Source organism: Solwaraspora sp. WMMB762 (genome assembly GCF_049179115.1).
GTDB lineage: Bacteria > Actinomycetota > Actinomycetes > Mycobacteriales > Micromonosporaceae > Micromonospora_E.
Genome location: NZ_JBMHMD010000001.1, coordinates 4,408,086 through 4,428,696, shown reverse-complemented (window position 1 = coordinate 4,428,696; position 20,611 = coordinate 4,408,086). Strand labels below are relative to the sequence as shown.

Here is a 20,611-nt window from a genome sequence, read left to right as displayed (position 1 = left end):
TCAGCGTCCGGTCGCCGTACGGACGTCGGCCTCGGTCACCGTACGCAGCTCGTCCAGGCTGGGCCGCTGGCCGGACTGGCGCAGCCGCTGCGCCTGCGCCTTGCGTACCCCCTCGAAGAGCTTGCGCGCCTCGCGGGCGTTGCCGAAGCTCTCGTCCCGTGGCACCGTCGAAAAGTGTCCGAGCAGGACCTCCGGCACGGCGGCGGCGAGCAGATACTCGTCGTTCGCCGCCATTCGCTCGACGATCACCACCAACTGCTCCGGGGTGTAGTTGCCGAACTCGATCGTCCTGGCGAACCGGGACGCCAGGCCCGGGTTGGCGTCGAGGAACTGCCGCATCTCCCCGGTGTAGCCGGCGGCGATCACCGCGATCTCGTCCCGGTGATCCTCCATCAGCTTGACCAGGGTGTCGATTGCCTCCTGACCGAAGTCCCCGCCACTGCCGAACGACCGGGACAGGGTGTACGCCTCGTCGACGAAGAGCACACCGCCTCTGGCCTGCTCGAACACGGCGGCCGTCTTCTCCGCCGTGTGGCCCAGGTACTGCCCGACCAGGTCGCGCCGGGACACCTCACGGAACGGCCCGCCGGACAGCACCCCCAGCGCGGCCAGCAGCTCACCGTAGATCCGGGCCACCGTCGTCTTACCGGTGCCCGGCGCACCCGCGAAGATCAGGTGGTGGCTGACCGCGCTGACCGGCAGGCCCGCGCCGCGCCGCCACTCGTTCACCTGGATCTCGTCGATCAGCCCGCGTACCTCGTCCTTGACCGACTCCAGGCCGACCATCGCGTCGAGCTCGGCCAGCAACTCCTCGGTACGGGCGGTGTCCTGCCCGCCGGCCGACGCGGCGGCGGCCGCGCCGAACACCGCGCGTCGGCTCGCCGTACCGGTGACGATGGTCGGCTCGGCGCCCTCGGCGATGTCGAACGCCGGCGTCGCCGTGTTCTCGGTGCTGCACTCCTCGACACTGCCCGCACAGCCGCGACCGAAGGAGACCGCCGGCCCACGGGTGTCGCGAATCCGGCAGCGCCGCAGCGTCGGCGCGCTCTGGTGGGCGACCGCGACCCCGGCCCCGCCGGTCCGGGAGATCTCACACGTCTCCAACACCGGGCGGCCGTGCTGGTAGATGTAGACGCCCCGGTTGCCGCAGCCGGTGATCGTCGACGCCCGGATGGTCGGCGCGGCCCCGATCCGCACGATCACGCCGTCCTCGGCAAGGTCGGTGAACTCGCAACCGTCGACGTCGCCGTCCGAATCCTCGACCACCAGGCCGTGCCGCGCCCCGGTGACCGTGCACCGGGTCAGCGTGAAACTCGACCGGTTGCCGACCATGACGCCGGCCCCGAACCCGGCCCGCAGCTGGCAGCCGGTCATGGTCAGCCGGGCCCGGTCGACCGCCACCGCCGGCGCGTCGCCGGCCAGCAGCACCAGGTCACGCAGTTCGAGAGTGCCGCCGTTGACAGACACGGTCGGGTAATGGCCGGCCGAGGCGTCGACGGTCACCGACCCGGCGCCCTGCGCGGCGACCACAGTGATCTGTCGCTCATTGACGAACAATGCCTCGTAGTAGGTGCCGGGGGCGACGGCCACCACCGACCCGTCGGACGCTGCCGCGAGCGCGTCACCGATCGACGGATAGGCGCCTGGCTGGTCCGGACTGACCGAGAGGGTGCGCGTCATGGCTCCGGGCTTCGTACGCGGCGGGACAGGGGGATCCCGACGATATCGCAGCGCCACCAGACCCGGTGTCCGGTGAACGACCGCGTCGTCGCCGGCCTGCCGTTGGCAGCAGCGACCGGCACCGGTTGTCTACGCTCTACGGCGGAATCCCGGGCCTCCGCCCGGACCCGGCAGGCCGGCGAAAGGAGAGCGTGATGGCGGTACGCATGCTGCCGATGACGGCAGCCGCTCTGCTGGTCGACGGCGAGGTCCACACCCACACCTCGGTCCGTGGCGACCTTTTCCCGCAGCTGCACCCGCTGGTTCGGCGGATCCTGGACGAACTTCCGGCCGGCCAGCGGGAACGCTTCGTCGGCTGGTGCGCCGAGCCGGTGCTGATCTCCGACCGGCTGTACGCCGTACAGCAGGGTCAGCCCGGCCCCGAACTGTCGCCGGCAGCGGCCCGCGCGGCGCTGTGGGGGGCCCGGATCCGGGTCTCCCTGATCCGCGAACCGGACGATCCGGCGCACGGCACGGCGGTAGCCCCGTGCCGGTCCTGCCACCACCTACTCGACTGGTTCGGGATGGAGACGCTCTGATGCCCGGCGACGACCGGTTCCCGCCGGAGGTGCTGGCCGCCCTGACCCGGGCCGGCTGGCAGCCCGGCCGACGCGACGAGCAGCGGGGCCGCGACTGGGCGCTGCGGGTCGCCGGGCACGTCGGCCCCGACGGGCGGCAGCACACCGTGGTCGGTCCCGCGATCGAGGCGTACGCCGAGTACGGCGGCCTGTACGTCGAACCGGACGGTCCCGGCGAGGCGGTCGCACCGAGCACGGTCCACCTTGATCCAATGCGCGTCGTGCACACCGTCGCCACCCTCGCCGTACTCGCCGACACGCTGGGCGTACCGGTCAGCCCGCTCGGCGTCGAAGCGGACGGCACCGGCATCCTGGCCATCGACGCCCGACAGCGGGTGTTCGTGCTGGACCACGGCGGCGACTGGTTCATCGGCCGGTCGGTCGAGCAGGCCGTCACCGTGCTGATACTCGGTCAGCGGCCGCACCGGCTCGCCGAGGACGGCAGCTGGTGACCGTCGCCGACCCGGTGGGGTGGCGACCGGCCACCGCAGCCGAGGCGGGCATGGCCGCCGCCAGCGACCTGGCGGGCTACCTGGCGGCGCTCGGCACCGGGCCGCTGCTGCTGCCGGTGTCCGCCGAGACCGCCGCCGGGCAGGCACCGTTCGCCTGGCCCACCGTCGAACACGACGGCGCACCACACGTGCTGGCCTTCACCTCGCCGCAGGCCATCGCCGCCGGACTACCGGGCGAGTCGGTACGGTACGTGACGGTCACCCTGGCCGAGGTGACCGCTGCGATCCCCGACGACAGCTGGTGGTTGGCGGTCGATCCGGGACTGCCGATCGCCGAGCGGATCACCGCCGGGCAGCTGCGGGAGCTGACACCGTCACCCGATGCCGGCGACATCGCGCAGGCGCTGCGCGCCGCCGTCGCGGCCGAGGACCCGGACGCGGTGATGGCCGCCCTGCTGCGGGCCGAGTTCACCGTACCGCTGCCGCCGGACGCCGACTCCGATGCCGCCGCACGAGACCTGGCCGACCCCCGGTTCCCCTGGTGGTGTCTGCCCGACGAGGCGGGACAACCGTCGGTGCCGGTCTTCACCTCCCCGGCGATGCTGGCTGAGGTGTTCGACGTGCCGCCGCCATCGGTCGTCGCCTCCAGCGTGCGACTCTTCGCGAACTGGCCGGACCCGCGCTGGCAGCTCGCCGTCGACCCGGGCACCGCCTCGGCAGTGAGCATCCCCGGGGAGGCGGTCCGGCAGGTCAGCCGGTGGCTCGACGAGCTGCGCCGAACCATAACCGACACGGACCAAGCGGACGTGGCCCAGACCGTCACCGAGACGGACCGGGCCGAAGCGGACCAGGCCGAGGAGGTCGAGGTGGACCCGGACGTTCCGGTCCGGATGCAGCTGGTCGTCCCGCACCGCCACCTGCACGCGTACGTGGCGGACGGCTACGACCGGATGGCCGGCCCGGTGCACCGCTGGCACGGCCCGGGCCGGGACACCCCCGAGCGGCTGTACGCCCGGTTGGGCCTGCTCGGGCCGGGGTCGCCGTTCACCGCCGGCGACGAATGGGTGCCGGTCGTACGGTGGAAACCCGGCCCGGACACCCCGGCGACCTGGCTCGACGAGCAGCCGCAGCAGCGGGCACTGGCCGTACCGGACGGAGCCGAACTGCACGTGCTGCATCAGGACGGCAGTGACGAGCTGCTGGCCCGCTTCGACCGGAGCGGTCGATGCTGGCTGCCGGTGGACCCGCCGCCGGCCGAGCCGCCGCCGGCCGCGAGCATCGGCTGAGCGGCGGCTACCGCTCGGCCAGCCAGTGCCGTGCGGGCGGAGTGGCGAGCAGGATCACCGCCAGTCCGGCCAGCGCACCGACGACCACCGGCAGCAGCATCGTCGGGTGGTATTCGACCTTACCGAACAGCAGCAGGCCGCCCAGCACGACGAGGAGCAGCCCTGCGGTGAACCCGGCCGGGGCCCGCAGCATGTTCGGCCCGCCGACCCAGACGATCCGCATGCCGGCCAGGGTCATGAAGACCAGCAGCAGGCAGAGCCCGAGAATCGCGAACGCGATGATCCACAGTAGGAACTTCGCGTCACCCTCGGCCCGGTAGGTGACGACCAGGAACGCGAGACCGGCGACCAGCCAGAGGGCAGCGGTGGGGATGGTCAGCAGTACGGCGGCGACGACGACAGGTGGCCGCCGTCGGCCGGCGGCGGGGGTGGCGGTAGCCGGACCGGGTACGTTCACCGGCTCGGTGGTCGCCATACCGAATCGTCCTCGGCGGTCGTCGGTTCGCCCCCGGTCGGCTGATCAGGCCCGGCCCGGGTGACCGGTGCGGGCATCGGCGCACCGACATCGGCCGGCGGCGATGGACCATCCCGGGCGGCCGCCGGACGTCTCGCCCGGCGCCGCAGCCACCGGATCAGCAGCACGACACCGGTGACAAGCGTGCCGAGGATGGTGAAGAAGATCAGCATGCCGATCAGCTCGTCGAGCCCGAACTCGTAGCCTGGCTCGGGTGGCAGGTAGGCGACCGGGTCGCTGGCGGTCGGCGACGGCCGTGGGCTGGCCCGGTCGTCCGGCTCGGTGGTGAGCGCGGCGTGAATGTCCAGAATGCCCCAGCCGAAGTCGAGATCCTTGCCGGGCGGCCCGGCGTCGTACGCCGTACCGACCAGGCGTTGGAACAGTCTGCCCTGGTCCTCGTCCGGATACCGTGCCTTGAGCAGCGCGAACGCCCCCGACACCAACGCGGTGGCTCCACTAGAGCCACTACCAACCGAATACTGCCCGTCTGGTCCAGCCTGCATCAGGTCGACACCCGGCGCAGCTAGATGTGTCTGCTCCGCTTGGATGGAAAAGTCGCTCGTCGAGTTGTTGGGCCCACTTCCGGTGACGGCGATGGTCCACTCACTGCGGGCCGGCTGGCCGATCAGCACGTCGAGGCGGTTGCCGATCCCGGCGACGACGATGACCCCGCGCCGGTACGCGTTCTCGACGGCCTGCTCCAGCGCCGGGTCGGAGGATCCGGCGAGCGACACGTTGATGATGTCGGCACCGCTGTTGACCGCCCAGTTGATTCCGGTCGCGAGGTTCCGGGGTGGGATGATGTCGGTGGTCGGGCTGCTGATTGCGACCGGCAGGATCTTGGCCTTCGGCGCCACCCCCAGCACCCCGTCACGGCCGTCGGGCCCGTGCCCGTGCCCGGCGATCAGCGACGCCACCCCGGTGCCGTGGTTGCGCCGGTCGACGTGGCCCTTGCTGTCGCGGTCGTACATGTCCGCGCCGGCGAGGACGTTGTCCCGCAGGTCGGGGTGGGAGGCGTCGACGCCAGTGTCGACGACCGCGACGGTCACCCCCTCGCCCTGGGTGATCTGGTGCACCTCGGCCAGCCGCATCGCCTCGACGTGCCAGGACTGGTCCCGGATCTCGTCGGCCTGCGCCGGCCCGGCGGGCAGCGGGACCGTGCCGAGCAGCCCGATCAGCCCGGCTGCCACCAGGCCGATCGACCGCCGGGAAGCACGCATGGGCGGAGCACACCTCTCCGTCGGGTAGTCGCCGGCGACCCGGCGCTGTGCCCGGATGATACCGCGTCGGGTGCTTCGTCCGGCTCAGCTCGGCCGTCTGCCGGCCTCATCGCTGGCCCAGGCTCCGGCCCTGCTGCTGTGGCGGCTTCTCGTCGGGGGTGTCGATGGTGCCGGGAGCCGCCGGGTCGGTCTGCCACAGCTCATCGTCACCGTTGCCGTACTCCCAGGTCTGCTGCCGGTCGTCGGTCTTGCGGCTGGTGCGACCGGTGCCACCGGCTGGGCCGGCACCCCGTTGCCCGCCCAGCACCGGACCCGGGCCCTTGGCAGCACCGCCGGGCTTCGTCGGCCCGGCCCGGCCGGACAGCCGTGGGGCAGCCGGGGCCGGCCGACCGGCGGAGCCGGGTGCGGCCGGCTGCGGTAGTCGGGGGCCGCCGGCAGTCGGGGCGGCGGGGCGGCTGCGTGGGCCGCCCAGGCTGGGCGGTGGGGCGGCCGGCCGGCCAGTGCCGCCGCCGGCCGGGCGGCCGCCAGTGCTGCCCGGCAACTGTGGCGCCGCCGGTGGGGTGGGTCGGACCGGGGGGCGGCCGGTCGGCCCCGGCGGCCGGGAGCCACCCGGCGTCGGTCCGGTGCTGCCGGGCAGCGACGGGCGCTGCGGTGGCGGACGTCGGCTGGCCGGGTTGTTCGGCGGCGGACCACCGGCCCCGGGCAGCGCCGGCCGGGGCGGACCGGGCGGCCGGAGCGGAGGATTCGGGCGGTTCGCACCCGGCGGCAGTGCTCCGGGTCGGCTGACCCCCGGTGCCCCCGGTCGTGGCCCGGGGGTGACGCCGGGTGGCACTACCGCCGGTGGCGGGCTCGGCGCCGGGTTGGCACCGGTCTGCGGGAGGTTGGGCACCGGGGGAGGCGCGGTCGGCGGGGCGACGGTGCCCCCGGCCAGGTGCAGCCCGTCCGGCACTGCTGGTGGTGGCGTGAGCGACGGCGTGCCCCGGCCCAGCCCGGGAGCGGTGGGCGGCTCGCCACGCCCCGCGAACTCCGGCCGGGGCGGTGCGCCCGGCGCACCACCCGGCGGGCCAGCAATAGGGCCAGAGGGTATACCCGTAGGCGTAACGGACTGGTAGACCACGGCTGCGTCGGTTGGGCCCCGGAAGGTGGTGCCCCGGGTGATGTGGCTCAGGTACACGTCGATGTACATGTCGGCCAACGGCTTGATGATGTCCCGGGCGCGCTCGAAGTAGTCGTCCATCACGTCTTTGCGGGTCCGGCCGGTGGTGCCCGGGATCCAGTCGTACGTGTCGGACCACTGCAGACCGTTGTCCGGGTCGGCGGCCTCGACGGTGTACTGCTCCCAGAGGGTGCGGAACTCCTGCTGGGTCGACTCGATCTTGCCGGCCAGCTGCTCCAGGCCACGGCGGTTGCTGTCGGCGGCCTCCTTCCACTCGTCGAGCGAGTAGAGGGTGGCGCCCACCCGTTGCATGAAGTACTCACCGGCCGGTGACTGCCACTTGGCAGCCAGCGCCGTCGCGTACCGCTGCAGGTTGGTGCGGGTGCTGTCGAGCAGCACGCCGATCCGGTGCCACATGTCGGCGACGGCGATCACCCGCTCGTCGCTCTCGTTCTGAATCCAACCCCACATCGTCTCGATGTTGGTTGTCTCCTTGTCCCAGACGGTGGGTTCGTAGCGCTGGTTCGGATCCGAGTAGTCGTGAACGACGTAGTCGTTCACGGCGTTCACGTACGGGATCGACACCGGCTGCCAGCCGAAGTACTCGTCGGACATCCCCGCTCCTCGACGTCGCTATCCGCGCTGCTCAGTGCTCGGCCGACGGACTGTCGAGCTCATCGTCGTGCATGTCCTCGTCGTCGGCACGGATGTCGTAGGCGCCGTCGCCCTCACCGATCGTCTCGGCCTCGTACAGCGACAGGTCCCGGTCGGCCGCCTCGGGGGCGTAGGAGGAGGTCTCCTCGTCCGGATCGACCACCAGACTCGGATCCTCGACGCCGCTCTCCGGATCCTGCCAGTGGCCTTCCAGGGTCTCCTGCCCGTCGAGCGCTGCGAAGGCGTTGAAGATGGTCATCTGGTCGGCCTCGACCAGGGCGTCGCCGTCGAGGTATTCGGCGGAGATCGACTTGGCGGCGGTCGCCAGCGAGGCGAGACCCTTGGCCACCTCGCCGAGCAGCAGGGTGGCCGCCTCGCGGTTCTCGTCGTGCCGGCCCTGGAAGAACCGGCCCTCGGACATCCCCGACCCGCCGAACGGCACCGGGATGGTGAGCATGTGGTTGATGCCGCTCGCCAGGCTCGGCTGGAAGTTGAGCCGCAGCTCGTCCATCACGCACTGGGCGAAGTCGTCGAGCTGCTCGATGTCGACGTCGATCGTCTCGTTGACCAGCCAGCTGTCGTCCGCCAAGATCCCTCCCCCGGGCCCTCACGCGTGTATCGGCATCCACAAAACTATCGCGCCACCGCAATTGTCGTGGACCGAGAGTCACGATGTGGACGGTAAATGGAGCAACTGGACGAGCCGGGTGCCTTCCCGCCTGGTGACCAGCCAACCCCGCCCCGGCGGCAGCGGGCCGGGCCGGACGTTGCCGAGCAGCACCCCCTCGTCGCGGCTGCCGGACATCACCAGGCCCGGCGAGCTGAGCTCGCGCAGTCGCATCAGGATCGGTTCGTACAGGGCCCGGCTGGCGCCGCCGCTGCGCCGGGCGATCACCAGGTGCAGCCCGATGTCACGGGCCTGCGGCAGGAACTCCAGCAGCGGCAGCAGCGGGTTGCCGCCGCCACCGGCGACGAGGTCGTAGTCGTCGACCAGGATGTACAGGTCAGGGCCGCGCCACCAGCTGCGGGTACGCAGCTGCTCCGGGGTCACGTCCGCTGGGGGCAGCCGGTCACGCATCACGTTGACCACCTCGGTCAGCATGCCGGCGGTCACGTCAGCCGAGGTGCCATACCCGATCTGGTGTTTTTCGCTGACGTCGCCGAGCAGGCTGCGCCGGTAGTCGACGACGATGAGCCGGGCCTGGGTCAGATCGTTGCGGTCGGTGATGCCCCGGGCCAGCGCCCGCAGGAAGGTGCTCTTGCCGGACTCGCCGTCACCGAAGACGATGAAGTGCGGATCGGTGCCCAGGTCCAGGTGCACCGGTTGCAGGTCGACCTCGGCGATGCCGATCGGCACGCCGGGGCGTCCGGTGTCCGGCACCGAGTCGTACGGCACCACGGCCGGCAGCAGCCGCACCGGTGGCGCACCCGGGCCCTGCCAGGCGGCGGCGACGTCGGCGACGAACCGCCGGGCCCCGTCGGCGAGGGTCCCGGCGTCGGCGTCGCCGTCGGTGCGTGGCAGCGCGGCGAGGAACTGCATGCCGTCCGGGGTGATGCCTCGACCGGGTGACTTGTCCGGCACGTTCATCGCCGCCCGCCGGTCCAGGTTGGAGTCGCTGGCGTCGGCGAGGCGCAGCTCCAGCCGGGTGCCGAAGACGTCGCGTACCGCCGGTCGCAGGTCCATCCACCGGCCGGCGCTGATCACCAGGTGTACGCCGAACGACAACCCCCGGTTGGCGATGTCGTTGATCGCCGGCTCCAGGTCCTCGAACTCGGCGCGTACCGCCGCCCAGCCGTCGATCACCAGGAACACGTCGCCGAACGGGTCGTCGGTGTGCCCGCCGTGCCGGCGTTCCCGCCGGTAGGTGGCCATCGAGTCGATCCGGTTCTCGGCGAACCGGCGTTCCCGCTGGGCCATCAGCAGCCGCAGCTCGGCGATGGTCCGGCGGACCTGCCCGGCGTCCAGCCGGGTGGCGACCCCGCCGACCTGCGGCAGGTCACGCAGCGCGGTGAGCGCCCCGCTGCCCAGGTCGAGGCAGTAGATCTGCACCTCGCGCGGGGTGTGGGTGAGGGCGAGCGACGACACGACCGTACGCAGCAGGGTGCTCTTGCCGCTCTGCGGGCCGCCGACGATGACGGTGTGCCCGGCGGAGCCGCCGAGTTCCAGCCAGAGCACGTCGCGGCGCTGCTCGAACGGCTTGTCGATCAGGCCGACGGCGGCCCGCAGCTCGCCCTGCAGCGTCGGGCTGGCCGCGGTGATGCCGCGTTCGGGGTCGGCGACCAGCGGCGAGAGCAGCTGGTCGAGGGTCATCGGGTCGCCGAGCGGCGGCAGCCACACCTGGTGGGCCGGTTTGCCGCGGCCGGTGAGCCGGCTGACCAGGATGTCGAGCAGGCTCTCGCCGGTAGTGGTGTCGGCCGGTTCGGGCTCGGGCTGGCGGGCGTCGGCCGGCAGCCGGGGTGCGACGTACTGGGTGGTGTATTCCTGGACCCGGTCGTCGCCGTCGCCGGCGGCGACCGCCTCGGCGGTCTTGCTGCGGTACGTGCCGGAGACGTACGCGGCCCGGAACCGTACCAGCGGTTCGGTGCCGAACCGCAGGTAGCCGTGGCCGGGGGAGCGGGGCAGTTCGTAGGCGTCGGTGGCGCCGAGCACCACCCGGCTCTCCATCGCGGAGAAGGTCCGCAGGCCGATCCGGTACGACAGGTGGGTGTCCAGCCCACGGAGCCGGCCCTCCTCCAGCCGCTGCGAGGCGAGCAGCAGGTGCACGCTCAACGACCGGCCGACCCGACCGATCTGGACGAACATGTCGATGAAGTCCGGTTTGGCGGTCAGCAGTTCGGAGAACTCGTCACAGATGATCAGCAGCGCCGGCATCGGCTCCAGCGGCGCCCCGGCCGCCCGGGCCTTCTCGTAGTCACGCTGCGAGGCGTAGTTGCCGGCCGAGCGGAGCAGCTCCTGCCGGCGGACCAGCTCGCCGTTGATCGCGTCGGTCATCCGGTCGACCAGCGGCAACTCGTCGGAGAGGTTGGTGATCACCGCGCTGGTGTGCGGCAGCTTGTCCAGCCGGGTGAACGTCGCCCCGCCCTTGAAGTCGATCAGCACGAAGTTGAGCGTCTCCGACGAGTGGGTGGCGGCCAGGGCCAGCACCAGGGTGCGCAGCAGCTCCGACTTGCCGGAGCCGGTGGCGCCGATCAGCAGGCCGTGCGGGCCCATGCCGTCCTGCGCGGACTCCTTGAGGTCCAGCTCGACCGGGGTGCCGTCCGGGGTCAGCCCGAGCGGCACCCGCAGCCGGTCCCGGTTCGGCCGGGGCGTCCACGCCCGGTCCACGTCGAACTCGTACGGGTCGCCCAGGTCGAGCAGGTCGGCCAGGTCCTGCTCCAGGTGCAGCGGCTGCTCGCCACGGGACGCGGCGGACAACCGCAGCGGCGCCAGCTCCATCGCCAGCGTCTCCGCCTCGGCGATCGTGCAGGTGTCGGCGGTACCGATCTGCGCCCGGCCGTCCAGGGTGACGCTGGCCATCGACCCGTCGGCGGCGACATCGAGCACCAGCCGGGCCCGGTCGAGCACCCGGGGCGGTGGCTCGGACAGGTCGACGATGGTCACCCCTTCCACACCGCCGTCGGTCATCAGATGATCCGAGCCGGCCGGGTCACCGCCGTCGAGCACCACCAGCAGGTGCGGGCCGGAGGTGGCGGCGGAGCCGCCGCCGGACAGGTTGAACCGGGGGCGGTTGGCGAGCACGTCGTCGAGCATCGCCTCCAGGCCGGTCACCGTCGGCGACACCAGCCGCAGCGCGCCGGTCGCATCGGTGCGGGTCGGATGCAGCGCGTGCGGCAGCCACTTGACCCACTCCCAGTGCTCCCGCCGGGTCGGGGCCGGGCAGATCGCCACCAGCATGTCGTCCGGCGCGTGGAACGCGGTGGCCTGGGCGATCACCGCCCTGACCAGGGCGCGGGCGGCGTCCGGGTCGCCGCGCAGATGCACCCGGGCGAAGCCGCGCAGCGCCATGTCCACCGGCAGTTGCGGCACCGTGGCGTAGCTGGTCAGGAACCGGCGCAGCGCCAATGCGCACATCGGCTCCAGCTTCTCCAGCGCGGTCGGCGGCGGTGGGACCAGCGGCGTCGCCAGCTCCTGCGGCCCGAGACCGACCCGTACGGTGGCGAAGTCGGGGTCGCCACGGCGGCGTTCCCACAGCCGGGGACCGACCGGCACCGACCACAGCGTCTGCGGGTCCGGGTGCCGGTAGAACGCGGCTTCCCGCTGCTGGCGTACGGTCCGCAGGACCCGGCGACGCTGCCGCGACAGATGCGCCAGGTACTCGCGCCGCCGCTGCGCCATCTCCTGCCGGCTCGGCCCACCGGCCTGGTTGGACAGCTGGGTGGCGAGCATGCCGAGCGCGGAGAGGCCGAACAGGCCACCGGCGACGTAGCTGAGCGTCGAACCGCCCCGGCCGGCGTACATCAACGCCATCGCGACCGAGCCGGCCAGCATCGGCAGCAGCATCATCAGCTGCCCCCAGGACCGGCCGGTCGGCGCCGGCAGCTCGGGTGGCGCGTCGAGCAGAACCTCACCGGACGGGTACTCCGGCTCGGGTCGGCGCGCCGGGCGCCGTATCACCACCGTACCCACGGATCGATCCTCCCCGTCGTCGTCACACCCGGACGCCGGGTCGCTACCGGCACCGATGGCACCGGCACATGGTAGGTAGCCTTCTCGCGTCAGGACAGCCCGCGCGGCTTGATGAGGAGTCAGCAGTGGTCACCCAGGCCGGAACCGGACTCGCCCGGATCGCCGTCGTGGCACCGACCCGACGCATCGACCTCGCCCTGCCGGAACATCTGCCGCTGGTCGGGCTGCTCCCGGCGGTGCTGCGGCAGGCCGACGAGAACCCATCCGACGGTACGGCCGACGGCGGCTGGGCGCTGCGGCGTACCAACGGATCCACCCTGGACCTCAACCGTACGCTCGCCGCCCAGCAGGTCCGCGACGGTGAGACGCTGCATCTGCTGCCCCGCCGCACCGAATGGCCGGAGCTGGCCTACGACGATCTGATGGAGGCGATCGCCGCGGGTGCCCGCCGCCGCGGGCTGCCCTGGACGCCGGCCGCCACCCGGCTGACCGGGCTGCTGACCGGGGCCGTTCTGCTGCTGCTCGCCCTGGTCGCGGTGGTGACCGCCGGCGGCACCGGGGTGGCCGCCGGGGCGGCCCTGCTCGGCACCGCAGCCGTCCTCGTCGCGGTCGGCGTGCTGCTGTCCCGGGCGATGGCCGACTCGCTGGCCGGCGCGGTGCTCGCCGCCCTGGCCCTGCCGTACGCGTTCGTCGGCGGCGCGGTGGCGCTGGCCGGCGGCGAACCGGTCACCGAACTGGGGGCACCGCACCTGCTGGTCGGCTCGGCGGTGCTGACCCTGACCGGGGTGCTCGGCATGCTGGGTGTCGGGGACGCCGGCCGGGTCTTCGTGGCGGCGATCGTCACCGGGGTCAGCGGGACGACCGGGGCGGTGCTGGCCGTCGGGCCACTGGACGGGCCGCGCGCCGCGGCGGTGCTGGTGGCCGCGGTGACCCTGCTGCTGCCGGCGTTGCCGCTGATCTCGGTCCGGGCCGGCAAACTGCCGATGCCGGCGCTGCCGCGTACCGCCGAGGACCTGGTCCGCGACGACCCGCAGCCGGACCGGGCGGAGATCTACCGGGCGACGGCCCGCGCCGACGAGGTGCTGACCGGCCTGATGTTCGGTACGGCCGTGGTCGCTGCCGCCGGGTCGGCGGTGCTGACCTTCTCGGCGACGGTCGGCGCGGTGCTGCTGGTCGCGGTGGTGACGGCCGGTCAGCTGCTGCGGGCCCGGCTGGTCTCGACCATCCGGCACCGGGTGCCGCTGCTGGCCAGCGGCCTGGTCGGCGTCGGTCTGCTGACCCTGATCGGTACGGGTGGGATGGCGGCCGGTACCCGGCTGGCCCTGCTGCCCGTGGTGCTGCTGGTGGTGGCGCTGGTGCTGGCGGCCGGGATGGTCTACAGTCGACGGCCGCCGGCGCCCCGGTTGGCTCGGCTCGGCGACGGGCTGGACGTGGTGCTGCAGTTGGCGGTGGTGCCGGTGGCCTGCGCCGTGCTCGGCCTGTACGGCTTCATGCGGGCGATCAACGGCTGACGGTTCCGGCTGGTCAGCCGGCCGTCAGTCGGCCGGCCCGGCGAGGTGCTCCGGCCGCAGTGGCGGGAACGGGCCGCCACGGACCAGCCGGATCAGCGCCGTGTCGACGTCGTCGGCGACGTACTGGTAGCCGGCCCAGTGCAGCAGCAGGACCCGGCCGGCGGCGTCGACGACCAGCTCGGCAGGGCCGTCCGAGTTGCCGCCGAGCGGGAACACCGGATGCTCGTACTCGTCGACGAAGACCCGGGCCTCCTCGGTGACCAGGCCGCTGCGTACCGGGTGGACGAAGGTCAGGAAGCCGGCGTCGGCGGTGCCGTCCGAGCCGAACTGGGCGATGGTCAGCCCGCCGAACTCGGTCAGCGCCGCGCGGGCGACCGGCGTCATGACCAGCCCGTCGAGTTCACCCGCCCACCGGTCGGCCCACTGGTCGACCATCGCGGAGACGTCCCGGCCGGGGAACCAGCCGGCGGCCTCCAGCACCGGCCGTACGTCCGGCGGGAACCGGCGGCCGGCGGCCCGGGCGGCGGCGTACCGCTGGGCGACGACCGTCACCGGGACCGGCGGCCACTGGCTGACCTCGCCGGACTCCCCGTCGATCACGATCCGCGGCGACCCGGAGCCGGTCGGCGGCCCGGCCGTCCGACTTCCCGCGTCGTCGGTGGGGATCAGCCAGGCGACGTATCCGTGCTCGAACTCGTGCAGGCCGATCCGCTCGTCGGTGCCGGCATCAGCACCGTGCTCGGTCGCCCATTGGCGGGCCAGGTCCAGCGCCTCGTCGCGACCGAGCATCGATGTTCCCTAATGAGTTCTGGGAGTGAGCCATCCGGCAGACTCCTGATGGATAGGTAGCCGCCGGCGGGTGAGCACTCGTTGTTCCCGGACGTCGAGTCCTGACGGAAGATCGTGCCCCTGCCGGTCGGTGTGGAGAGTTGATCGCTGATGGGATGTCGTGCCCGCCCGGTCGCGGCGTGAGCACTGCTTCATTAGGTCGCTGATGGTTCTCCTCCCGGCTACCGAAGGTGATCGACTCGATAGACGGGAGACGTGTTGCTGTTCGTAGGAGATGACTGGGCGGAGGACCACCACGACGTCGAGGTGATGGACGCCTCCGGCCGCCGGCTGGCCAGGGCCCGGCTGCCCGAGGGCGTCGCGGGGATGACCAGGCTGCACGCGATGATCGGCCAGGCCCTCGGTGACGACATCGACACCGACGACGACGCCCGGGTGAGGATCGGCATCGAGACCGATCGGGGCCCGTGGGTGCAGGCCCTCGTCGCCGCCGGCTACACGGTGTACGCGGTCAATCCGTTGCAGGCGTCCCGCTACCGGGAACGCCTGGCGTTGTCGGGGGCCAAGAGCGACGCCGCCGACGCGCACATGCTGGCCGACATGGTGCGCACCGACTCGCACCAACTGCGCCCGATCGCCGGAGACACCGCCGACGCGCAGGCGGTCAAGGTCGTCACCCGAACACACAAAACCCTGGTCTGGGAACGCACCCGCGCCGGTCAGCGGCTGCGACACGCGCTGCGCGACTACTTCCCCGCCGCCCTCACGGCGTTCGCCGACCTCGACGCCCCGGACGCCCTGGAACTCCTCGCGAAGGCCCCCGACCCGGCGGCCGCCGCCCGGTTGAGCCTGACGCAGATCAGCGCGGCCCTCAAACGGGCCCGCCGCCGCGACATCCCGGCCAAGGCGGCCACGATCCAAGCCGCGCTGCGCGCCGAGCACCTCGGCCAGCCCGCCGTGGTCACCGCCGCGTACGCCGCGTCGGTACGTGCCCTGGTCGCGTTGCTGGTCACCCTCAACGAACAGGTCAAGGCCCTGCAAGGGCAGGTGGAGGACCATTTTGGCCGGCACCCGGACGCTGAGATCATCCTGTCCCAGCCCGGACTGGGTGCCGTCCTCGGCGCCCGGGTGCTCGCCGAGTTCGGTGACGACCACGACCGCTACGCCACCGCGAAGGCCCGGAAGAACTACGCCGCGACCAGCCCGATCACCCGCGCGTCCGGGAAGAAGAGGACCGTCGCGGCCCGGTTCGTGCACAACGACCGACTCATCGACGCCCTGATGACGCAGGCGTTCTCCGCCCTGCACACATCCCCGGGTGCCCGCGCCTACTACGACCGGCAACGAGCCCGTGGCGCCGGCTACAACGCCGCGCTGCGTCAGCTCGCCAACCGGCTCGTCGGCATCCTCCACGGATGCCTGAAGACCGGCACCGTCTACGACGAGGCGACCGCGTGGTCGCATCACCTCAACGAAGCTGCTGCTTGACATTCAAGCTCCTGGGATGTCTTCCGAGCTGCGGGGCGAGACCCCACGGTACGCCGTCGTCACCGGAGCCTGTGGGAGGCGGCACGCCGCGTGAGCCTATGGTAGGCGGCACGCCGCGTGGTGCAGCCGCGCGGCGCTGACGGGTGGAAGGAAGCCAGGCATGCCGTCGCGGCGCGACCAGGTCCAGTCGTACCAGTTCTTCGTCCAGCGGATGACGTCCGCGCTGGTGGCCAGGGACCCGGATCCGGCGGTCGCCCCGTTCCAGCGGCTCGGCGGCGCGGGCCTCGGTGGGATCATGGTGGCGGTGCTGTGCCTCGGTGCGGTCGGGGTGTTCGGCTTCATCGTCCCCGGTGGAGCGACCAGCTGGCAGGACGGCGCCTCGGTGATCCTGGAGAAGGAGACCGGCACCCGGTACCTCTACCGCGAGGGTCACCTGCACCCGGTGGTCAACTACGCCTCGGCGCTGCTGGCGCTGGAGTCCTTCGCCCCAGTGACCGACGTGTCACGCAACTCCCTGGCCGGTACGCCCCGTGGCGCTCGGATCGGCATCCCGGACGCACCGGACGCGCTGCCCGACGCGAAGCGGATCCTGACCGGCGGGTGGACACTGTGCTCCCAGGCCGTCCGGGACGAGTCCGGTGAGCTGGTGGCCACCACGGTGCTGACCGTCGGCCGGCCGCCGGTCGGTGGCCGGCCCACCGGCGACGGCGCGCTGCTGGTCCGCGACGCAGACACCGGGCACCTGCAGCTGATCTGGCGGGACCAGCGACACGAACTGGTCGACGAGGACATCGTCCTGGAAGGTCTGGCGCTGCGGTCCGAGCCGGTTGTGCTGGTCGGCGGGGCCTGGCTGAACGCGTTGCCGGCCGGGGAGCCGATCGGCAGCCGGCCGGTGCCCGGCCGGGGCGAGCCGTCGACCGCGCTGCCGGACGCGGTCACCGGCTCGATCTACGTGGTCGAGAACCAGACCGGCGACCGGCAGTACTACCTTGCCGAACGGGACCGGCTGGCGCCGCTGACCGAGTTGCAGGCCGAGGTGCTGCTGGCCGATCCGGGCACCCGGGACGCGTACGGCGGCGAACCGCCGACCGCGCGGCCGGTCGCCGCCGCCACCGTGGTCGGCGCGCCCCGGGCGGCCGAGTCCGGGGAGACCGGCGCCCGGGCGCCGCAGCGCCGACCGGACATCCTGCGGCTGACCGATGGCCGGCAGAGCGTCTGCGCCGGCTATCCGCCCGGCAGCCACCAGCCGCAGGTGCTGGTCGACGCGCAGGTCGAGCCGCCGACGCAGGCGATCGTGACCCCGGCACGCACCGCCGACGGCGTACCGCTGGCGGACCGGGTGGTGATCGAGCCCGGCCACGGCGCGTTGGTCGAGTCGATGCCTGCGCCGGACGCCCCGGCCGGCACCCTGACCCTGGTGACCGACCTTGGCATCCGCTATCCGCTGGCGGACCGGGCGGTCGCCGCGATGCTCGGCTACCCCGAGGTGGAGCCGGTGCGGCTACCCGCCAGCCTGGTGGTACGGCTGCCGGGCGGGCCGGCGCTGGACCCGGCGGCAGCCCGACGACCAGCTTGAACGACTATTGTGGATCAGCGAACGTCGGCCAGGTGGCGTCGGTCGATCGGTATCGGTCTGGCGCCACTGGACACAAGGAACTACCGTTTCCGATGACAGATGGTGCGTCGGCGCACCATGCGGCACCGCCCCTCGGATTGCGGGGCATCCCACCAGAGGACGGGGTGAAGACCACCATGACCGGGATGAACACCAATACCGGGCTGATGGTTCAGACCGAGAAGGACGTCGATGACGTCGCGAACCGGCTGACCGGCAACCTGAACCAGTTGATGGACCAGCTCATGCCGCTCTACGACCAGTGGAAGGGTATCGGTGCCGGCTCGTTCCAGCAGGTGCGTCAGGCGTTCGACGAGGACATGGCGCGGCTGAACCTGGCGTTGCGGTCGATCGCCGAGGCGGTCGGTTCGGCCGGTAAGGACTACGAAGTCAGCGACGAAGAGATCAAATCCGAGATGGATTCGGCGGGGGCGACCGCCGGCCAGATCACTGCGGCGCTGAAGCTCTGACCGGAGGGATCGAGATGGACATCCGCTACGATTTCGCCGCGCTGAACAACGCCGCCGACAATTGCGGCACCGCGGCCAAGAACATGATTCAAGAGCTCGACGGCCTCAAGACCGGCATCCAGCCGCTGGTGGCAACCTGGGAGGGTGACGCGCAGACCGCGTACCTGACCCGGCAGGCGGAGTGGGAGTCTGCCGCCAACGACCTCAAGGACCTGCTCAACCGGATCGAGAAGGCGCTGCGTGAAGCAGCCGTACGGATGCAGGCACGCGAGGCGGCCAACCGGGCCAAGTTCGAGTGACCGACGCCGTCACCGCACAGCCGGTCCAGGCACCACGAAGTACGCCTCCTGCGGATCGGTGCGCGTACCGCCTTGTGACGCCGCGCCGCTGCGGTCGACCATCCGCCGGGTCGGCTGCCAGCGGCGGCGTCGGCCACCCGGCAGTGCCGCCACGGTCACCGCGACCAGCAGGATCAGCAACGCCGTACCGGCGGCCACCGTCACGGCGGTCCGGGTCAGCCGCTGCCAGCGGGCCGCCCGCTGCGCCGCGGCGGCATCCGGCACGACCGTCGGCAGCGCCGGCGCGGCGACCGGCTCGCCCGCCGCCAACCGCTCGGTCACCGCCCGGTACGGGTTCACCACCCCGTGGCCGTAGCCCGCCGACCGGCCGCCGGGGGCCGGATCCGCGGTCGCGGTCAGCCGCCGGGCCACGTCGGCCGCCGACAGGTCCGGCTCGGCGGCCCGCAGCAGCGCCGCCGTCGCGCTCACCACCGGGGTGGCGTAGCTGGTGCCGCCGACCACCTGGTGCCCGGACACCCGGCTCGCCGCCACCACCGCCCCACCCGGCGCCACCAGATCCACATAGTCACCGACCTGGGAGTCCGCCAGCCGTACGCCGTTCTCGTCGATCGCCCCGACGCCGATCACCCCGTCGAACGCCGCCGGGTACGGCGTCGGATCCGGCGACGCGCCCTGCTGGTGGCTGTTGCCGGCGGCGGCCACCAGCACCACGTCGGCCTTCACGGCGCGCTCGACCGCGGCCCGTACCGCCGGGTCCGCGCGGTACATGATCAGCGACATGTTGATCACCTTCGCGTCGCTGGCCACCGCGAGGTCGATCGCCTCGGCCAGCCGGTCCGCCGGTGAGGCGGAGCCGTCCTGCCGCGCCTGGATCCGCTCGGTGACCCGGATCGGAACGATCGTCACCCCTGGGGCGATGCCGTGGAAGCCGACGCCGTCCACCCTGGTGGCGGCGATCAGGCTGGCCACGGCGGTGCCGTGCGAGGCGCAGTCCACGGTGCCGCTGGCCTCGACGCCGGTCAGGTCGGCGCCGACGGCCACCCGACCGGACAGTTGCGGATGGTCGTCGTCGACACCGGAGTCGATCACCGCGACCCGTACCCCCGACCCGTCGGTGACCGGCCAGCTGCGCTCGGGCGCCAACCAGCGCTGATGCCAGGAGATCTGAGGGATCACCGGGCCGGGGTCGGCCGGGCTGCGGCAATTGCCCGGGGCGGCAGACGCCGGCGCCGCCGCGACGACCGGCAGCACGCTCGGCGCGACGGTCAGCAGTACGCCCAACGCGACGGCCAGCAGCAGGGTCGGTGACCGCATCAGCTGACCTCCAGACCTCCCGTACCGCCCGGCATCCTATCCAGCGGCGGCGACCAGCGGGCTCGTGCGGCTGGCACACATTCAGTATCGTCGTCATGACGCCTCACCGTCGGTGCCCGGCAGCGCCCGGTGTGACGCGGCGACGGGGAGGGACACGATGGACGTGCACGGCCTGCGTGCCCGTGCCGACGAGTTGATGGCACAGTTCGACCGGATGCGGTCCGGCGTCGGTGACCTGCAACAGCAACTGCGGGCGGTGTCGGCCACCGTCACCTCCGACGACGGGCTCGTCACCGTGACGGTCGGGCCGAGAGGACAGGTCACCAAGGTGGAGCTCGACCCGCGGATCTACCGCCGGCCGAACGCCGCGCAGCTGTCCACCACGGTCACCGAGACCATCCGGGCCGCCACTGCCCAGGCGATGGCCGAAGTGGAGCAGATCTGCCGGCCGATGGTGCCCGACGCACAGTTCCAGGCACACATCGACTTTGATCTCGAAGGCATCTTCCGCCAACTCGACACCGACCTGCCCGGGGGCGACCGGAAATGACCGAGCCGCAGCAGACCTTCCTCAACCCGGATCTGGCCCGCCCGGCCGGCAACGCGCTCGGCGCGGCGGCCGAGACACTGGCCGCCGAGTGGTCCCGCGTCACCGGCACCATCCGGGCGCTCAACGAGGCCCGACCGTGGGGCGACGACGAGGCCGGCCGGACGTTCAACGAGCACTACCTGGACGGCGGTGACGAGGCCCCGGCAAAGGTGACCCTGGACGCCGGTGACGATCTCATCGCCGCTTTCGAGGACACCGGGCTCCGGATCGTCTCCTCGGTCGACGGCACAGTCGACGACGACGGCGCGGTCGGCGACAGCTTCGGCGGCGGCAGGTAGCCCGGTCGCTGTCGGAGGGCCAACGACGTGG

General features: G+C 72.4%; 18 protein-coding genes. 10 read left to right on the top strand and 8 right to left on the bottom strand.

The window, feature by feature from the left end; all coding sequences use genetic code 11:
• Entirely contained in the window at nt 1–1,680 is a 1,680-nt protein-coding gene (locus ACN27J_RS19660; protein WP_421368311.1) for a right-handed parallel beta-helix repeat-containing protein, read from the bottom strand.
• Nucleotides 1,681–1,874: 194 nt separating this feature from the next.
• Between ACN27J_RS19660 and ACN27J_RS19655 the strand changes: the two genes are divergently transcribed.
• From ACN27J_RS19655 to ACN27J_RS19645, 3 genes are read left to right on the top strand one after another with little or no spacing between them, the layout of a single operon-like run.
• Complete coding sequence (locus ACN27J_RS19655; protein ID WP_421368309.1) at nt 1,875–2,258, top strand: YwqJ-related putative deaminase; 384 nt, start codon at nt 1,875–1,877, stop codon at nt 2,256–2,258.
• Nucleotides 2,258–2,749 carry an SUKH-3 domain-containing protein gene (locus ACN27J_RS19650; protein ID WP_421368307.1) on the top strand — a complete coding sequence of 164 codons (492 nt, stop codon included), beginning with the start codon at nt 2,258–2,260 and terminating at the stop codon, nt 2,747–2,749. Before ACN27J_RS19655 ends, ACN27J_RS19650 begins: the two co-directional genes overlap by 1 nt.
• Nucleotides 2,746–4,035: an SseB family protein gene (locus ACN27J_RS19645; protein WP_421368304.1), complete on the top strand. Its 1,290-nt coding sequence runs from the start codon at nt 2,746–2,748 to the stop codon at nt 4,033–4,035. The genes ACN27J_RS19650 and ACN27J_RS19645 overlap by 4 nt, the downstream gene beginning before the upstream one ends.
• Nucleotides 4,036–4,042: 7 nt before the next feature.
• On the opposite strand, the gene ACN27J_RS19640 is transcribed toward ACN27J_RS19645, so the two are convergent.
• The 5 genes from ACN27J_RS19640 to eccCa all read right to left on the bottom strand — a co-directional run bounded on the left by ACN27J_RS19640 (nt 4,043) and on the right by eccCa (nt 12,206).
• The gene (locus tag ACN27J_RS19640) at nt 4,043–4,510 is read right to left on the bottom strand and encodes a hypothetical protein (RefSeq protein ID WP_421368302.1); all 468 of its coding nucleotides are present in this window, start codon (nt 4,508–4,510) and stop codon (nt 4,043–4,045) included.
• The gene (locus ACN27J_RS19635; protein WP_421368300.1) at nt 4,489–5,769 is read right to left on the bottom strand and encodes a S8 family serine peptidase; all 1,281 of its coding nucleotides are present in this window, start codon (nt 5,767–5,769) and stop codon (nt 4,489–4,491) included. The genes ACN27J_RS19640 and ACN27J_RS19635 overlap by 22 nt, the downstream gene beginning before the upstream one ends.
• A 106-nt stretch (nt 5,770–5,875) precedes the next feature.
• Nucleotides 5,876–7,540, bottom strand: coding sequence for a hypothetical protein (locus tag ACN27J_RS19630; protein WP_421368298.1), 1,665 nt, complete (start codon nt 7,538–7,540; stop codon nt 5,876–5,878).
• Between the two features lie 31 nt (nt 7,541–7,571).
• Nucleotides 7,572–8,168 (bottom strand): hypothetical protein, encoded by a 597-nt coding sequence (locus tag ACN27J_RS19625; RefSeq protein ID WP_421368297.1) that lies wholly within the window; start codon nt 8,166–8,168, stop codon nt 7,572–7,574.
• A gap of 78 nt (nt 8,169–8,246) precedes the next feature.
• Entirely contained in the window at nt 8,247–12,206 is a 3,960-nt protein-coding gene (eccCa, locus tag ACN27J_RS19620; protein WP_421368295.1) for a type VII secretion protein EccCa, read from the bottom strand.
• 125 nt (nt 12,207–12,331) lie between these two features.
• Between eccCa and eccD the strand changes: the two genes are divergently transcribed.
• Nucleotides 12,332–13,717 carry a type VII secretion integral membrane protein EccD gene (gene eccD, locus ACN27J_RS19615; RefSeq protein WP_421368292.1) on the top strand — a complete coding sequence of 462 codons (1,386 nt, stop codon included), beginning with the start codon at nt 12,332–12,334 and terminating at the stop codon, nt 13,715–13,717.
• 24 nt (nt 13,718–13,741) lie between these two features.
• On the opposite strand, the gene ACN27J_RS19610 is transcribed toward eccD, so the two are convergent.
• Nucleotides 13,742–14,506 carry an SUKH-3 domain-containing protein gene (locus ACN27J_RS19610; protein WP_421368289.1) on the bottom strand — a complete coding sequence of 255 codons (765 nt, stop codon included), beginning with the start codon at nt 14,504–14,506 and terminating at the stop codon, nt 13,742–13,744.
• A 258-nt stretch (nt 14,507–14,764) separates the two neighbouring features.
• Between ACN27J_RS19610 and ACN27J_RS19605 the strand changes: the two genes are divergently transcribed.
• The 4 genes from ACN27J_RS19605 (at nt 14,765) to ACN27J_RS19590 (ending at nt 18,378) form a co-directional block, all read left to right on the top strand.
• Nucleotides 14,765–15,994: an IS110 family transposase gene (locus tag ACN27J_RS19605; protein ID WP_421364504.1), complete on the top strand. Its 1,230-nt coding sequence runs from the start codon at nt 14,765–14,767 to the stop codon at nt 15,992–15,994.
• Nucleotides 15,995–16,154: 160 nt separating this feature from the next.
• A complete protein-coding gene (gene eccB, locus ACN27J_RS19600) occupies nt 16,155–17,570 on the top strand; it encodes a type VII secretion protein EccB (protein WP_421368287.1) in 1,416 nt (471 codons plus the stop codon).
• 185 nt (nt 17,571–17,755) lie between these two features.
• Nucleotides 17,756–18,079: a WXG100 family type VII secretion target gene (locus ACN27J_RS19595; RefSeq protein ID WP_416597939.1), complete on the top strand. Its 324-nt coding sequence runs from the start codon at nt 17,756–17,758 to the stop codon at nt 18,077–18,079.
• 14 nt (nt 18,080–18,093) lie between these two features.
• Nucleotides 18,094–18,378, top strand: a complete 285-nt coding sequence (locus ACN27J_RS19590) for a WXG100 family type VII secretion target (RefSeq protein WP_282232770.1) — start codon at nt 18,094–18,096, stop codon at nt 18,376–18,378.
• A 9-nt stretch (nt 18,379–18,387) separates the two neighbouring features.
• Here the strand turns inward: ACN27J_RS19590 and mycP are convergent, their stop codons facing one another.
• Nucleotides 18,388–19,692, bottom strand: a complete 1,305-nt coding sequence (mycP, locus tag ACN27J_RS19585; RefSeq protein ID WP_421368284.1) for a type VII secretion-associated serine protease mycosin — start codon at nt 19,690–19,692, stop codon at nt 18,388–18,390.
• A 157-nt stretch (nt 19,693–19,849) separates the two neighbouring features.
• Between mycP and ACN27J_RS19580 the strand changes: the two genes are divergently transcribed.
• Together ACN27J_RS19580 and ACN27J_RS19575 are read left to right on the top strand one after the other, a co-directional pair.
• Nucleotides 19,850–20,242, top strand: a complete 393-nt coding sequence (locus ACN27J_RS19580; protein WP_421368281.1) for a YbaB/EbfC family nucleoid-associated protein — start codon at nt 19,850–19,852, stop codon at nt 20,240–20,242.
• Nucleotides 20,239–20,580 (top strand): hypothetical protein, encoded by a 342-nt coding sequence (locus ACN27J_RS19575; protein WP_421368279.1) that lies wholly within the window; start codon nt 20,239–20,241, stop codon nt 20,578–20,580. The genes ACN27J_RS19580 and ACN27J_RS19575 overlap by 4 nt, the downstream gene beginning before the upstream one ends.
• The last annotated feature ends 31 nt before the right edge of the window (nt 20,581–20,611 follow it).